Consider the following 15,253-nt stretch of genomic DNA (forward strand, 5'->3'; position numbering starts at 1 on the left):
GTGAGGGAGCGGCCCCGTGTTGCACGTCGGTGTCAATCTGGGATTCGGCAACCTGCACGAGAAGCTGACCGACGAGGAGATGTTCCAGGGCGAGCTGGGGCTCGCCGAGCTGGCGGACCGGCTGGGGTACGACAGCCTGTGGGCCGTCGAGCACCACTTCGACGACTACGCGATGTGCCCGGACAACGTGCTGCTGCTGGCGCATGTGGCGGGGCGGACGGAACGGCTGAAGCTGGGGACGGGCGCGGTGATCCTGCCGTGGAACGACCCGCTGCGCGTGGCCGAGAAGATGATCATGCTGGACATCGTGTCCGGCGGGCGGGCGCTGTTCGGGATGGGACGCGGGCTGTCCCGTACCGAGTACGCCCCGTTCCGGATCCCCATGTCGGAGGCGCGCGGGCGGTTCGACGAGGCCGCCGCGATGATCGTCGAGGCGCTGGAGACCGGGTACATCGAGGGCGACGGCCCGTACTACCCGCAGCCGCGCGCGCAACTGCGGCCGAGCCCGCGCGAGTCGTTCAAGGGACGGGTGTACTGCGTGGCCGGGTCGCCCGATTCGATCAAGTCGTGCGTCGACCTCGGGGCCGCGCTGATGACGATCGTGACGCGGCCGATCCCCGATCTGATGCCGGTGTTCGACGCCTACCGCGAGCGGTTCCGTGCCGCGCACGGCACCGAGCCTCCGCCGATCTCGGTCAACGTCAACATGTACTGCCACGAGGACGCCGCCGTCGCCAAGGAGCGGGCCAAGGAGTACATCGGCAAGTTCTTCTTCTCCAACGTCCGGCACTACGAGATGGCGGGAGAGCACTTCGCCGACATCGAGGGCTACCAGCGTTACGCCGAGACGGCGAAGGTCATGCGCGAGGCGGGGCTGGAGAAGTCCGCCGCCGACTATGCCGAGTGCGCGCTGGTCGGGACGCCCGACCAGATCCTGGCGCAGCTCCGGGAGATCCGGGACGCGCTGGGCGACTTCCAGCTCGTCGTGCTGCCCAGCTTCGGCGGCATGCCGTACGACCAGGCGGAGAAGAGCCTGGAACTGTTCGCCCAGGAAGTCCTTCCAGCGGCGCGCGAGCTGCGTCCCTGAGACGGGGAGGAGGCACAGGTGGCCAAGCTGAACGTGCCCGCCGTCCCGCTGCGGGTGGAGCACAACGCGCCGATCGAGATGCGGGACGGGACGCTGCTGCGCGCCGACATCTACCGTCCCGCCGAGGGCGGCCCGTTCCCGGTGCTGCTGATCCGCACTCCCTACGGCGAGCCGATGCTGCGCTCCGTACCCTTCCTGCCCGCGGTCGAGGCCGGGTTCGCCGTGGTGGCGCAGCACTGCCGCGGCACCGGCACGTCCGACGGCGAGTTCTCGCCGTTCGTGGACGAGGCCGAGGACGGGGTGGACACGATCGAATGGTGCGTGCGCCAGCCGTGGTGCACCGGCGCGGTGGGCATGTTCGGGCAGTCCTACCTGGGCATGGTCCAGCTCGCCGCGGCGGCCTCGGCGACGCCCGCGGTGACCGAGGCGCTGCGCGGCCTCGTGACGATCGTGACCCCGGCGGACTACCACTGGGGGCTGGCCTACCGGCAGGGCGCGTTCGCGCTCGGCCAGCTTCTCGGCTGGCACATGCTCAAGACCCTGCAAGAGCTGGGCTACCGCGCCGCCTCCGGGCAGGACGTCTCCGGTGACATGGCGGCGCTGATGCGGCTCATGGCCGATCCCGCGTCCGGCTACCGGCACCTGCCGCTGCGGGACACCCCGGCCGTCAGCGGTGTTCTGCCGAGCTGGCGCGACTGGGTGGAGCACGAGGAGGCCGGCGACTACTGGTCCGCGCTGAGCTACACGACCACACGCGACCGGATCGCCGCGCCCGTCCTGCACGTCGGCGGCTGGTTCGACCTGTTCCTGGGCGGGACGCTCGACAACTTCACGACGCTGACCCGGGACGCGGCGACCGAACGGGCCCGGCGCGGGCAGCGGCTCATCATCGGCCCCTGGACGCACGCCGACCGCAGTGGGACCGTCGGGGAGCTGCATTTCGGATCGGCCGCCTCGGACCAGGGCGCCCGGCTGGAGCAGACGCAGCTCGACTTCCTGCGCCGCACCGTCCGGGACGACCCGCAGGAGCCGCAAGGCCCGCCGGTGAGGCTGTTCGTGATGGGCGACAACGTCTGGCGCGACGAGAACGAATGGCCCCTGGCCCGTACCGAATGGACGCCCTGGTACCTGCACGCAGACGGCACCCTCTCACCGGACGCGCCATCGGAATCGGAGCCGTCCCGTTTCACCTACGACCCGGCCGACCCCACGCCGACCGTCGGCGGCGCCACGTTCCTCGCGGGCGGCCCCGGCGGCGTCGAATGGACGGCCGGACCCCGCGACCAGCGCGCGGTCGAGGCACGCCCCGACGTGCTCTCGTTCACCAGCGCCGAACTGACCGAGGACCTGGAGGTCACCGGCCCCGTCACCATGACCCTGTACGCGGCCACGTCCGCCGCCGACACCGACTTCACCGCGAAGCTGGTCGATGTGTGGCCGGACGGGCGCGCCCTGATCGTCGTGGACGGCATCGTCCGCGCCCGCTACCGCGACGGCACCGGACGCCCGAGCCCCATCACGCCCGGAGAGGCCCACGAGTACACGATCGACCTGATCGCCACCAGCCAGGTCTTCAAGGCAGGGCACCGCCTGCGGGTCGACATCGCCGGCGCGAGTTTCCCGCAGTTCGACCGCAACCCAGGCAACGGCTCCCCGTCCGCGACCGCCACCGAGGAGGACTTCGTCGTCCAGCACCAGACGGTCTTCCACGACGGCGCCCGGCCGTCCCACATCACCCTCCCGGTGATCCCGAGATGAGACGCCTGGACGGCCGCGTCGCCGTGGTCACGGGCGCGGCCAGCGGCATCGGACGCGCACTGGCGGGACGCTTCGCCGCCGAAGGCATGCGCTGCGTCCTGGCCGACATCGAAACAGACGCCCTGGAACACGCGGTCCAAGACCTGCACAGCTCCGGCGCCGAAGCGATCGGCGTCCGAACGGATGTGGCCGTATGCGCCGAACGACACCTGGGAATGGGCGCTCGGCGTCAACCTCTGGGGCGTGATCCACGGCTGATGACCTCGCCCAGCGGTGCCCGGCGGTCAGTACGAGTTGAGAAGCGCAGACAGCGCCAACTAGCGGCTCCTGATCCAGACTACAAGATCGGCAAACTGCTGCCTGGTGAGCGCTAGGTGCTCTTCACACGGGTTCTTGCTGTCGCGTACGCCGATCCCATCGGGGAGGGCGGCGACCTCCACACCACTCACCGCCCTGGCTGGTGCTCCTACTGCTCTTGCGCCATGTTGGTGTGATCACTCGCCACCCCTCGGCGGATCGATCGGTAACGGGGGTGCCAGGGCGCTGGCGGTCGCTTGCTACACGTCCTGCTTGATTCGTTGTATAAGCCTCGCAAGCTCATCGGGTGTGACGGTGAGGTGGCCGTGGTGAGGGTTCGTGCTGTCTCGTACACCGATCCCATCGGGCAAATGGGCGACTTCCACACACTGAGCGGTGGTTCCCTCCGTTGAGTGGCTGCTCTTGCGCCACGTCAGGGAAGCCATGCCATGTCCTCCCTGATCTCCTTGATAAGGGTTCGGGAGGAGTCCACGGGGAGGGCGACGGCGCCGATCCGCACCAGGACCGTAAGCCCAGCGGCATGTTTGCTTTGCTACCTACAACTCGTCCTTGATCCGTGCAACAAGAGCTGAGAACTGCTGGGTGGTCAGGACAAGATGCCCGTCGCCCTGGAGTACTAGACCACCGGGTCTACCCGCTACACGTCCTGCTTGATGTGTCGGAGGAGCTTTGCGAACTGGTCAGGTGTGAGGGCGAGGTGGCCGTGTAGGGGGTTCTTGCTGTCTCGGAGGCCGATGGCGTCTGAAAGCGCCGCAACCTCAACGCATTCGCCTCCCTGGGTGGTGCTTCTGCTGCTCTTCCGCCATACAGGGGTCATCACATGGCCTCCATGGTTTGTTTGATCAAGTCCCGCGATTGCCCTTCGGGCAGGGCATGATGCCCGATCTGGTCATAACGTAGTGCATAGAACGCTACTTCGCTGGTCGTCGCAGCTAGTCGGCCACCTCCCTGGGCCTCGACATAAGCGACCTCCCTGTGGGGCTTTGTGAGTGTTAGCAGCATGAAGGCTCCGTCCAAGCCGGGGTGCGCCCCTGCGGACTTCGGAACGACGCGCACGCCCACGTTGGGACGGTGTGACTGTTCGATGATGTGCGCGAGTTGTGCCTTCATGACGTCGACCCCCCCAAATGGTAGCTCCAGCAGGGTCTGCGACAGCAGGAACCACAGCATCGGGGGATCTTCCCAGTCCAGGATCGCCTGTCGAGTCAGGCGCCGTTCGAGCGCACCCTCAAGGTCCTTCACGTTGCCAGAGATGAGTCCCGCCCTGGCGTAGTCGGGGGTCTGGAGGAGGCCGGGCACGAGGTCGACCTGCCAGGTCTTGATGACCGAGGATCGGACCTCCAGATCAACGTACTGCCGAAACCAGTTCGGGTCATGGCCCAGGGTGGCGTACCAGACCAGGAAGCCGAAGAGTCCTCCCGTATCCCAGGTGTTGTCGAGGGCTGCGGCTTGAGCTTCATCCAGATTCAGTTCGCCCGTCTCCAGTCGAGAAACTGTGGACTTCGAGCATCCCATGATCTCGCCGAGAAGGTCGCCCGTGAGCTTGCGCTGGAGGCGGCAGAACCGCAGGTAGTAGGCAATGAGACCCCACATCGAGGACTTCGGGTCGGGGGTGGGACGGTGCGACATCTTGACCTCCTAGTTGCATCCAGTTGCGGGTGTTGCAAACAACCCGGACAAGCGTAGGGAGAAAGGCGCACTCTGTGTTGCAAAGAAAGGAAGTTCTGTCCCGAAAGGTGACTTCCAAAATGGCACAGATGGTGCAGCCCGGACATATGGGCGTCGGTCCCTCCGCCGACCTTTCGGTGGGCGGCTTGTGCGTGTGGCCGCTTCCCGCCGACGAGAGTTGCGCGGGTGCTGCCCGTACACTGCTCCGCTCCGCGCTCGCGGCGCTCCGCCTGCGCCGTGAAACGGTCGACGACGCCCTTCTGGCCGCCAGCGAGCTGGCCACGAACGCGCTTCAACACGGCCGACGGTCCGGGGCGTGGGCGTCGCGCGTCCCGCCGGAGCTGTGGGTGTGGGCCAGGACCACACCCGAGCCTCAGCTGGTGGTGTCGGTCTTCGACACCGAACGCTCGTCCCGTCCGGACATCGGCCCCCAAAATCCGTTCGACGAGCACGGTCGGGGTATCGGCATCGTCGCGGCGCTCGCCGACGCATGGGGCACACATCGGTCCCGCTCCTGGCTGGGGACGAACAGCGTCCCGGGCAAGGTCGTGTGGTGCTCGTTCGGCCTGGACGATCCCGAGGCCATCACTTCGGTCATCGCGACGCCCATGCACGCGGCCCGGCACCTGGCCGAATCCCTTATCGTCCGGGGGATCGACGCCGCACACCGCGACGGGCAGGGCGTCTCGCTGGTGAGCGTTCCGCTCAAGCGAGGCCAAGATCTGACCATCTGGGTCGAACCGGCGCACCTCTCCTTCGCCTGCTCCAGCGGCGCCCGCGTCCGTCGTCCCATTGTCGACCTGCACGATCTGACCGAAGACCTCGTCCGCCGCAGCGAGGGTAACGCACCCGTGGATGGCCGCCGACCGTGAGGACCCTGGATAGGGTTGGATCGCGCCGCGAGGCGCGCGAATTCGCCGACTTTGACGGCATCGTACGCGTCTTCGATCTGCACGGCCGGTTTGCTCCAACTCCCGGCCGGTCTACTTCCCCGAGCAGTGCAAGGCGACCATCGCGCACATCGGCCGCGGACTCGGCATCTGACCGCTGGAGTCCTGCACTCCCACAGTAGATCAGCCGTCGATCTCGGCCATGAGCCTCGCGTGCTCTGCCTGGATCCGCGCGCGTTACAAAGCACCGTGGTGGCAGGGGAACAGTCATTGTGGACCGTGATGCGGTTTTTCGGCGCGGCGTCGGCCCTTCGGCGGGGATCGGTGACCGCCTGGCGGAAGGGGCGCTGACGGTGGGGGCTCGGTTGAGGATGCTGAGGAGGAAGGGAGATCTCCGCTCGGGAGGTGGGCCGGTGCCTCCGGAAACCATGGTTCCCATGCGCGGCCACGAGGCGTGGCGGCGGACGTTGGCGGTGAAGGAGCGGTTTCTGGAGGGTGGGGATCCGGATCTGCTGCCGCCGGAGGACTGTGGGGTGCGGCGGGAGATCGTGCTGTCGTGGCGGCGGTCGCTGCTCAGCGGGGTGGACGCGGCGGCCACGGACCTGCCCAGGGACGAGGCCGCCGTCCCGCCGGAACGGCTGGTGCGGGCGGCGCGTCCCGTGATGGACCGCCTCGAAGCGGAGATCGCCGGGTCGCGGGTGTGGGCGTTCCTGGCCGACGGTGAATGCCGGCTGGTCCGGCATGTGGTGGGGGATCCGTCGCTGGTGCCGCAGTTGGAGGCGCGCGGGGTGTTCCCCGGGGCCTGGTTCGCCGAGGACGTGGTCGGCACGAACGGCCTGGGCACCGCGGTCGAGCAGCGGCGGCCGTTCATCGTCGCGGGCAGCGAGCACTTCCGCGCGTACGAGAGCGAGGCGACCACCGCGGGCGCGCCGGTGCGCGACCCGGCGACGGGACGGCTGGTCGGCCTGCTCAACATCAACTGCCGGTACGAGTCCACGAACGGGCTGCTCCTGCCGCTCGTCACGGAGCTGGCCCGGGAGATCGAGGCGCGGCTGCGGGCCGGTGCCTCGGCCGACGAGCGCGCGTTGCTGGAGGAGGTCGTGCGGGCCTCGAAACGGTCGCCGCAGCCGGTCGCCGGGCTCGGCGAGGAGCTGTTCATCGCCAACCCGGCCACCCTCACCCTGCTGGACGGCGCGGACTACGAGCCGCTGCGGCGATGGGCCCGCGAGGTCTCCGCCTCGGGACGGGAACGCACCTCCAGGCTGCGGCTCGGCTCCGGCCTGGTGGTGTCCGCGCGCTGCCGCCCGCTGTCCGGCTCCGCGGCCGTGGTGAGCCTGACCCCCATGACCGCGACCCACCCGCCGTCGCCGTGGCAGCGCCTGCTCGACCAGGTGGAGCGGGCACGCGCCACACGGCTGCCCGTGCTGCTCAGGGGCGAACGCGGCACGGGGAAGACCGTCCTGTCCCGCCGCCTGCACGAAACCGGGCCGCTCACGGTCGTCGATGCCGCCGTGGACCCGCTCCCCCCGGCGCTGGACGAGGGCACGGTCGTCCTGCGGCACCTCGACGCGCTGCCACCGGAACGCGCGGCGCCCGTGGCGGCACGGCTGGAGTCCGCGCGGGCCCGCCTGGTCGCCACGGCCTCGGAACGGGAGCCCGGCGACGGCCTGCGCGCCCTCCTTGAACGGTTCCCCGTCGTCCTGGACGTGCCGCCGCTGCGCGAGCGGATGAGCGACCTGCCCGCGCTGGTCAACGAGATCATCGCCGAGCTGCGTCCCGGGACGCCGCGTCCGCGCTGCACGCCGGACGCGCTCGCGGCCCTGGCCGAGAGCCGGTGGCCGGGGAACCTCCGCCAGCTCCGGCAGGTGGTGGCCACGGCCCTGACCCGCTCGCTGTCCTGCGACATCACCGTGGACGACCTTCCCGGCGACCATGGGCGTCCCCGGCGGCTGACCAAGCTGGAGAGGGCGGAACGGCACGCCCTGCTGACCGCGCTCCGTGACGCGTCCTGGGACCGCGAGGCCGCCGCCCGCGACCTCGGCATCTCACGGGCGACCATCTACCGCAAGCTCAAACGCTTCGGCATCAGGCCACCGCAGGGGTGAGGACACCGTGAGCGCACTGACCGACCTGAGCGGGAAGGTGGCCGTCGTGACGGGCGGCGCCTCCGGAATCGGCAGGGGCATCGCCGAGAACCTTATCGCCGAGGGCATGCGCGTCGTCATCGCCGACATCGAACGGGACGCCCTGAGCGAGACCGCCGGCGCCATCGGGGCCACCGCAGTCCCCTGCGATGTGAGCGATCTGGACAGCGTCCGCGCGCTGGCCCGCTCGGTCACCGGCCGCTTCGGCACCGTGCACGTTGTCTGCAACAACGCGGGCATCGGACCGATGGCGCGGATCGCCGACCTGACGATGGACGACTGGCACTGGATGATCGGCGTGAACCTGTACGGGGTCGTCCACGGTGTCCAGACGTTCCTGCCCATCCTGCGCGGCAACCCCGACGGGGGCCACATCGTCAACACCGCGTCGATGTCCGGTCTGGTCGCGCCGCCTAGGCTCGGCGCCTACTCCGTCACCAAGTTCGGCGTGGTGGCGCTCACCGAGACACTGGCCGCCGAACTGGCCCAGGAGGGGTCCAAGGTCGGCGTGACCGTCCTGTGCCCGGGGACGGTCCGCACCAACATCCACGCGAGTTCGCGCAACCGTCCCGGGCATCTGCCCGCCGCCGGGCTCACCGACGTCGATCTCTCGGAGGACGAGAACCCGCGCTACCGCTGGATCGGGCCGAGGGAGGCGGGCGCGGTGGTGGTCCGGGCCATCAAGCGCGGGGACCTGTACGCACTGACGCACCCCGACTGGTTCCCCATGGTCCGGAAACGCCACGAGCGGATCGCCGCCGCCTTCGAGGACGCCGCGGGTTCCGCCACCTCCTGAGTTCGAGCCCTCCGGCGCGGGGTACCGCGTCGGGATGCGGGTTCTGCTGACAGGGTGGCCGAGCTTCGTCCACGGAGAGGCGACGGCGGGGGACGTCCTGGCCATGGAGGCGGTGTACCGGACGTTGCGGGCGTCCGGCGCGGAATGCGACGTGGCGTGGAGCCCGGTGCTGCGTCCCGATGGCCTCACGCTGGAGCAGGCCGAACCCGCCGGCTACACACATCTGGTGTTCGCCTGCGGTCCCGTGCACGGTGAGCAGGTGCGGTACCTGCACGAGCGGTACGCGCGGTGCCGCCGCATCGCCGTGGGCGTCTCGGTCGTCGACCGCGACGAGCCCGCCGCCCGGGGCTTCGACGTGATCCTGCCGCGCGACGCCCCGGGACGGCCGCCGCGCCGGGACCTGGCCGCGTACGTCCCGTCCGCGAGCCTCCCGCCGGTCGTGGGCGTCGTGCTGAGCCCGGGGCAGGGGGAGTACGGCTCCCGTGGACGGCACGACCGGATCGAACAAGAGCTGGCCGGCTGGCTGAAAACCCGTGAATGCGCGCGGGTGCCGCTGGACACCCGGCTCGATGCGCGGGACTGGCGGCACGCCACCGGGCCCATGGAGCTGGAGGCCGTCCTCCGCCGGCTCGACCTGGTGGTCACGACCCGCCTGCACGGTCTGGTCCTGGCCCTGAAGAACGGCCTTCCGGCACTGGCGGTCGACCCGATCGGCGGCGGGGCGAAGGTCACCGCGCAGGCGCGGGCGTGGGACTGGCCCGCGATCGTCACCACGGGACGGGACGACGCGCCGCCGTACCTCGACCGGGCCGCGCTGAACCGCTGGTGGGACTGGTGCCTATCCTCGGAGGGCAGGAACGCTCCGTCCGGGAGGGCACCCCGGGAGCCGTCGTTGCTCGAAGAGCTCGCCAGGGCGCTCGACCGCCGCCGCTGACGTCCTGACTGAAACTTCACTGATAATCGCCTCAACAAGGCGGTCCCGATCTTGGTTCTTGCGTAGGGTCTCGTGACCACCACGAGGCGTTCTAAGGATGCGGGAAAATGCAGCGCGGCACAGAGGTGAGGAGGGCGCTCCGGCGCAGGGGCGCGCATTTGGTTGAGGCGTTCCGGCCACCGGGGGTGAAGCCCCCGGTCAGGGCCCCGCTGCCGGACCTGTCGGCCGCGCGCCTGGTGGAGTCGCCGGTGTTCGTGCTGTCGTCCCAGCGGTCCGGATCGACCCTGCTGCGGGTCCTGCTCAACAGCCACTCCCAGATCCGGGCGCCGCACGAGCTGCACCTCCGCACGCTGAAGGTCAGGCCCAGCAAGGACTACACCGACGCGGTCATGGAGGCGCTCGGCCTGGAGATCAACGAGATCGAGCACCTGCTGTGGGACCGCGTTCTGCACCACGAGCTGATGCGGAGCGGCAAGCAGATCATCGTGGACAAGACCCCGGCCAACGCGCTGATCTGGCACCGGATCGCGTCGGCTTGGCCGCAGGCGCGGTTCGTGTTCCTGTTGCGCCACCCCGCCGCCGTCGTGGAGTCGGTCATGGCCAGGCGGGACGGCGCCGAGTACGACGAGGTGGTCCAGGAGGTCCTCGACCACACCTCGGGCGTGGAGGAGGCGCGCCGCCACCTGGACGGGCTCACGATCCGGTACGAGGACCTGACCGCCGAGCCGGAGAAGGAGACCCGCCGGCTGTGCGAGTTCCTCGGCGTCCCCTGGGAGCCGGAGATGCTCGATTACGGCGACCAGGACCACGGCCCGCTCAAGCCGGTGTTCGGCGACTGGAGCACCAACATCAAGTCCGGCCGGGTCCAGAAGGCCCGTCCCCTTCCCAAGGACGAGGACGTTCCCGAGCCCCTGCGCGACATCTGCAAGATCTGGGGCTATATCAGCTGATCAGAGGCTTGGACGGGACGGCGGGGCGGCCTCCTCGGAGATCCTGAGGGTCACCGGGCCGAGCAGCCCGGTGGTCCGCTGGCCCGCGAAGACGAAATGGGTCGGGCTGGTCTCGTCCAGGTAGGGCGCGAGGGTGCCGTAGACGACGATCTCGATCGCGTTGCGGCCCGCGCGGAGCGACGTGCCGAGGTCGACGACATAGGGCGAGCAGATCCGCACGCCCACCGGGTTCCCGTTCACCGTCACCTCGGCGGTGCCGCGGACCCGGCCCAGGTCGAGCTCGGCCCTCGCCGGGGTCTCCGGCAGGTCCAGCACGCGCTTGTAGCGGACACCGCCGCTGTAACCGGCAAGGCCCTGCTCCTCCCAGTCGCCGAGCCCGATCGTCCCCGGGCCGACGGTGAACTCGACCGGACCCGCCAGCGCCGCGCCCTCCTGGTGCCCGGGACGGGTCCTGACGCGCAGCTCCGCGGTCCGTTGCGCCGGCCGGTGGTCGCCGGGGAAGTCGATGTCGGGGCCGGTGGTGCCGAGGGGAACGCCGTCCAGGAAGACGCCGGTGATCTCGCCGCGTGCGGTGAGGCGCATTCGCGTCGCGCCGGGCGGCACGGGGAAGCGGAACGATTCCGTGCGGGACCGGGCGTCGGGAACGGCGAACGGCACCGGGAGGACGACTTCGTCGGCGACGCCTTCGCCATCGTCGCCCTCCAGCCAGCGCGCGCCGGACAAGGGGTGCGGGCGCCGGCGCAGGTGCAGGGCCGCCGGGTCGCCGTGCTGCGCACGTCGCGGAACGACCGGCACCGGGACGTCGTCGCGGGCCGCCTGCCAGGTGATGTCGGAGACCGCCGCGCCGTCCACCAGAACCGCGGGCGGGGTCGCGTTCTCGGTGAGGACGACGGTGAGCCGGCTCCCGGACACCTCGTAGCGGCCGACGCGGGGAGCCTCCTTCTCGGCGTAGGGGTCGAAACCGCCCTGGCGGCCGATCTCCACCCCGTCCACCAGGATCCGGCACGGCGCCGCCGAGGTCACCTGGAGCGGACCGGAGCCGCGCAGCTCGGTGGTGAAGGCCACCCGCGCGCCGGGGCGGGGGCCGCCCCCCACGGTGATCCATTCGGGCCGGAGGCACCGGGCGGGGTCGGTCACGACCGACAGATGGCCGCGCAGCCGCACGTCGGCGTCCGGCACGAGCCGCACCTCCAGGAGATGCTCACCCGCGGGGAGGACCGCCCTGGTCACGGCCAGGTAGCCGTGGTCATCGAAGGGCACGGGATCTCCGTCGACGAGGATCTCCTTGGCGGCGGCGGCACCGACGACCAGGAAGCCGCCCTGCGCGGGCACGGTCGTCCTCGTGCGGAGGACGACCCGCCGCCCGGCCCCGACCTCGCCGAAATCCAGGAACTCCTCGGGCACGTGGCCCTTGGGACCGAGCGCGGCGCGGTGAACCGGGTCCTTGTGGATGCCCCGGCTGTCGGAGTACACCACGGGCCGCCACTGCGGATCGTCGTCCCGGCGCCAGACGCCATGCGGCCCGAAGGTCGCGAGGGCGGGTCGCCAGGGGCCGTCCCCCACCTTGTGCTCGAACTGCCGGCGCTCCAGAACCGGCATGGGGCCAGGCGGACGGGCGAAGTCGCCCCAGGTGTTGTCGAGGGTCGGAACCAGCTCCATGTCCCACGTGGAGCCCAGGTCGAGTTCGGCCATCCGGGGCGGGGACGGGAGCGCTTCCGGCTCCGCGTACCCTTCGCCCGGGAAGACCAGGAGTGCGGCGGGACCGTCGTCGAACGGGACGACCACCTCGGCCGAGGACGGTCCAGGGGTCGTCGGCAGTGGGCGCGGCGGCCCGCCGAAGGGGCTCACCAGCAAGGCCGGGCCCGTGACGCCGTGGACGCGGACCCGCAGGTCGCGGTGGTAACGGTCCGGGTCGAAGTCGTAGGTCACATCCAGCCAGCCCAGGTCGGCGCCGCGCTCGTCCGGGCGGCCGACCGACACGCGGCTGGCCATGGACTCGGCCGCGCTCAGGAACACCACCGTCGCGCCGTCCACCTCGCGGACCAGCGCGGGCACGGGCGCCTCCACCCGGCGCGCGGCGTGCAGGAGAGGGCCGAGGGATTCCACGTCCGGGACGGATTCCACCAGTTCCGCGAGCCTCGCCACGGCCTCGCCCGCCTCCGGGTCGCCGACGCCGTGGAGCGGGACCGGGCCGACCGCGATGACCCGGCCGCCCCGCTCGGCCAGGGAGACCAGCCGCCGGGCCGTCTCCCCTTCGAGGACGGTGCAGGCGGGCAGCAGGACGGTGCCGTACGACTCGTCCGCGACGGTCAGCCGTCCCTCCGCCACCACGGCCCGCCGAACGGAGTCGTCATCGAGGACGTCGGCGTCCACCCCGAGCCGGTCGAGGACGCCGGGCACCATGGCGAACCAGGCCATGTCGCCCACCAGCGCCCGGTAGGTCTCCTGAGCCAGGGCGGCGGACTCGTCCACGCCGTCGAGCCGGGTACCGGCCTGCGCGGTCGCGGTCGGGAACAGCACGGCCACGTCGCACACATGGCGGCCCAAGGACAGGGCCGCGCACAGCCGGGTGACCGCTTCGGCGAAGACGCGGTGGTGCGCCCAGTAAGGCTGCCGCCAGTCCGTTGACGGCGGTGCCCACTCCCACCAGCCCGCCTTGGTCGAGTAGTAGACCGCGTGCGGGTTGTAGAGGGTGGCCCCCGCGCGCAGCCACGGCAGCAGCCAGTCGAAGGTCTCCTCCAGCGTCCCTCCCCACCCGCTGGAGTGGAACGCCTCGATCCAGACGCGGTCCCTGCCGTAGAGGTGGGCCAGGGACGAGTGGATCTTCGCGTCGCCATGGTGGTCCGAGCCGGGCGCGCCGAACCAGCGGTGCGTCCGCGCGTAGTCGGCGTACAGCCTCACCCCGTCCACCGGATGCCCGGCGCGCGCCGGATCCTGCTGGTCGCAGCCGTGCAGCAGCCCGTGCCGCGCGTGCCAGCCGGCCAGCGGGCGGAAGAACGCCTCCTCGGCCAGCTCGGCCCGGGTCAGGTGGTAGTCGCGGCGGACCGTCCACGCCTCGTCGTCCTTCCACAACGACGGCAGGTGCGGGGTCAGGTCGTAGCCGCGGCGGCGCGCGAACTCCTCGGCGAACCCCTCGGTCCAGGTCGGCAGCGCGGGCAGCTCGTCCTGGAAGGAACCGACGATCACGTTGCCGAGCCGGTGCCCCAGCCGCCGCTCGAACTCGCCGTGGACGCGGTCGAGCAGGGCCGCGCACGCCTCCGCCGACAGGTAGTCGAAGCCGCGCGTGACGGTCGAGCCGTCCCGCTCCAGCCAGCGCCCGGCGAACTCCGGGACGTCCCGGACGAGCCTGGCCTGGAGATCGGCGCCGGAGAAGCCGAGCTGGTCGTAGAACCACAGGGACACGCCGAGCCCGGCGGCGTCCTCGCACACCCCGTCCAGCAGCTCCCACCAGGCGTCGGAGAAGAAGGCGGGCTCGTCGGCGTCCGACCCGAACATGGGGCCGGACGGGGCCAGGTTCATGATCACCAGGTTGTGGACGCCGCCGTCGGTGAACCGTTCGAGCTGGTCCCGCAGGCGGCGGCGGTCCAGCCGCTCGCCGCTCCACCACCAGATCGGCGCGGGTGAGTACGCGCGGGGCGGCGTCTCCAGCACCTCCCGCAACCGCGGCGGGATCATCCCTTCAGCCCGCTGGCGAAGCCCTTGATGACGTACCGCTGGAGCAGCAGGAACACCACCAGGATCGGCAGGGCGGCCAGGACCAGGCCGGCGAAGACCAGCCCGTTGTCGGACACGTACTGGCCGACGAAGGCGTACACCCGCACCGGCACCGTCTCCCGCGTCGAGCCGCCCAGGTACAGCAGCGGCGTGAAGAAGTCGTTCCAGACGAACACCGCGTTGAGGATCAGCACGGTGCCGGTGATGGGCCGCAGCAGCGGGAACACCACCCGGGTGAACGCCTGGAAGTGCCCGGCGCCGTCGATCAGCGCGGCGTTGGCGTAGTCGGAGGGCAGCGCCCGGATGAACCCCGTGTACAGGAAGATCGTGAAGGGTAGCTGGATCCCGGTATAAAAGATGATCATCCCCTGGAAGGTGCCCAGCAACCCCGCCGCGTCCACCATCTTGAACAGCGGGATCATCCCGAGCTGGAACGGCAGCACGATGCCCAGCAGGAACAGCACGTACAGCCCGTACCCCAGCCGGGTCGCGCGGCGGGCCAGGAAGTAGGCGGCGAACGACCCGATGGCGATCAGCGCGATCAGGCTCGCCACGGTCACCACGGTGCTGTTGAAGAGCGCCGGGCCCAGCTCGGCGCGCGTCCAGGCCCGCGAGTAGTTCTCCAGCACGGGGCTGGTCGGCGGCGCCAGCGGCGACTCGGCCACCTGCCGAGGGTTCTTGAACGACAGCGTGACCAGCGCGTACACCGGGAACAGAAAGGCGACGGCCACCGCGATCATCACCAGCTCCAGCCCGAACGTCCGAAGCCCGTACCGGAAGCTCATACCGCCCCCTCGCTGCGCACGGGAGACGGCAGTCCCTTGCTGCGCTGGGTCATGCTGTCTCTTGTTTTTTCTGGGGGGGCGACCCCCCAGGCCCCCCGCACGTGTACGGGAGACGGCAGTCCCTTGCTGCGCTGGGTCATGCTGTCTCTTGTTTTTTCTGGGGGGGCGACCCCCCAGGCCCCCCGCAGATGTACGGGAGACAGCACTCC

The 15,253-nt window shown here is 70.5% G+C and carries 14 protein-coding genes; 8 read left to right on the forward strand and 6 right to left on the reverse strand.

Annotation, left to right across the window (positions count from 1 at the left end; translation table 11 throughout):
* The first annotated feature begins 16 nt into the window (after positions 1-16).
* Genes QSK21_RS26595 through QSK21_RS26605 form a run of 3 tightly spaced genes read left to right on the forward strand, consistent with a single transcriptional unit; the run spans position 17 to position 3,219 of the window.
* Positions 17-1,087 (forward strand): LLM class flavin-dependent oxidoreductase, encoded by a 1,071-nt coding sequence (locus QSK21_RS26595; RefSeq protein WP_285699811.1) that lies wholly within the window; start codon positions 17-19, stop codon positions 1,085-1,087.
* Positions 1,088-1,105: 18 nt separating this feature from the next.
* Complete coding sequence (locus tag QSK21_RS26600; protein ID WP_285699812.1) at positions 1,106-2,845, forward strand: CocE/NonD family hydrolase; 1,740 nt, start codon at positions 1,106-1,108, stop codon at positions 2,843-2,845.
* Positions 2,842-3,219 carry an SDR family NAD(P)-dependent oxidoreductase gene (locus tag QSK21_RS26605; protein WP_285699814.1) on the forward strand — a complete coding sequence of 126 codons (378 nt, stop codon included), beginning with the start codon at positions 2,842-2,844 and terminating at the stop codon, positions 3,217-3,219. Before QSK21_RS26600 ends, QSK21_RS26605 begins: the two co-directional genes overlap by 4 nt.
* Here QSK21_RS26605 and QSK21_RS26610 read toward each other — a convergent pair.
* The 4 genes from QSK21_RS26610 to QSK21_RS26625 all read right to left on the reverse strand — a co-directional run bounded on the left by QSK21_RS26610 (position 3,163) and on the right by QSK21_RS26625 (position 4,792).
* A complete protein-coding gene (locus tag QSK21_RS26610) occupies positions 3,163-3,294 on the reverse strand; it encodes a DUF397 domain-containing protein (RefSeq protein WP_352231323.1) in 132 nt (43 codons plus the stop codon). The two genes, QSK21_RS26605 and QSK21_RS26610, sit on opposite strands and share 57 nt — an antisense overlap.
* A gap of 108 nt (positions 3,295-3,402) precedes the next feature.
* Complete coding sequence (locus QSK21_RS26615; protein WP_285699858.1) at positions 3,403-3,588, reverse strand: DUF397 domain-containing protein; 186 nt, start codon at positions 3,586-3,588, stop codon at positions 3,403-3,405.
* A 212-nt stretch (positions 3,589-3,800) separates the two neighbouring features.
* A complete protein-coding gene (locus QSK21_RS26620) occupies positions 3,801-3,980 on the reverse strand; it encodes a DUF397 domain-containing protein (protein WP_285699859.1) in 180 nt (59 codons plus the stop codon).
* Complete coding sequence (locus tag QSK21_RS26625; RefSeq protein ID WP_285699861.1) at positions 3,980-4,792, reverse strand: helix-turn-helix domain-containing protein; 813 nt, start codon at positions 4,790-4,792, stop codon at positions 3,980-3,982. The genes QSK21_RS26620 and QSK21_RS26625 overlap by 1 nt, the downstream gene beginning before the upstream one ends.
* Positions 4,793-4,911: 119 nt before the next feature.
* On the opposite strand from QSK21_RS26625, the gene QSK21_RS26630 reads away from it, so the two are divergent.
* The 5 genes from QSK21_RS26630 to QSK21_RS26650 all read left to right on the forward strand — a co-directional run bounded on the left by QSK21_RS26630 (position 4,912) and on the right by QSK21_RS26650 (position 10,545).
* Complete coding sequence (locus QSK21_RS26630) at positions 4,912-5,703, forward strand: ATP-binding protein (RefSeq protein ID WP_285699862.1); 792 nt, start codon at positions 4,912-4,914, stop codon at positions 5,701-5,703.
* Positions 5,704-6,158: 455 nt separating this feature from the next.
* Positions 6,159-7,826: a sigma-54-dependent Fis family transcriptional regulator gene (locus QSK21_RS26635; RefSeq protein ID WP_285699863.1), complete on the forward strand. Its 1,668-nt coding sequence runs from the start codon at positions 6,159-6,161 to the stop codon at positions 7,824-7,826.
* A gap of 7 nt (positions 7,827-7,833) precedes the next feature.
* Positions 7,834-8,661 (forward strand): SDR family NAD(P)-dependent oxidoreductase, encoded by an 828-nt coding sequence (locus tag QSK21_RS26640; protein ID WP_285699864.1) that lies wholly within the window; start codon positions 7,834-7,836, stop codon positions 8,659-8,661.
* A gap of 34 nt (positions 8,662-8,695) precedes the next feature.
* Positions 8,696-9,595 (forward strand): polysaccharide pyruvyl transferase family protein, encoded by a 900-nt coding sequence (locus QSK21_RS26645; RefSeq protein ID WP_285699865.1) that lies wholly within the window; start codon positions 8,696-8,698, stop codon positions 9,593-9,595.
* Between the two features lie 107 nt (positions 9,596-9,702).
* Entirely contained in the window at positions 9,703-10,545 is an 843-nt protein-coding gene (locus QSK21_RS26650; RefSeq protein ID WP_285699866.1) for a sulfotransferase family protein, read from the forward strand.
* Here QSK21_RS26650 and QSK21_RS26655 read toward each other — a convergent pair whose 3' ends face one another.
* Both QSK21_RS26655 and QSK21_RS26660 read right to left on the reverse strand, forming a co-directional pair.
* Entirely contained in the window at positions 10,546-14,220 is a 3,675-nt protein-coding gene (locus QSK21_RS26655; RefSeq protein ID WP_285699867.1) for a glycosyl hydrolase, read from the reverse strand. It lies immediately after the preceding gene.
* Positions 14,217-15,044, reverse strand: a complete 828-nt coding sequence (locus tag QSK21_RS26660; protein WP_285699868.1) for a carbohydrate ABC transporter permease — start codon at positions 15,042-15,044, stop codon at positions 14,217-14,219. Before QSK21_RS26660 ends, QSK21_RS26655 begins: the two co-directional genes overlap by 4 nt.
* Positions 15,045-15,253 lie beyond the last annotated feature (209 nt).

This window comes from Actinomadura sp. NBRC 104412 (assembly GCF_030269515.1).
Lineage (GTDB): Bacteria > Actinomycetota > Actinomycetes > Streptosporangiales > Streptosporangiaceae > Spirillospora.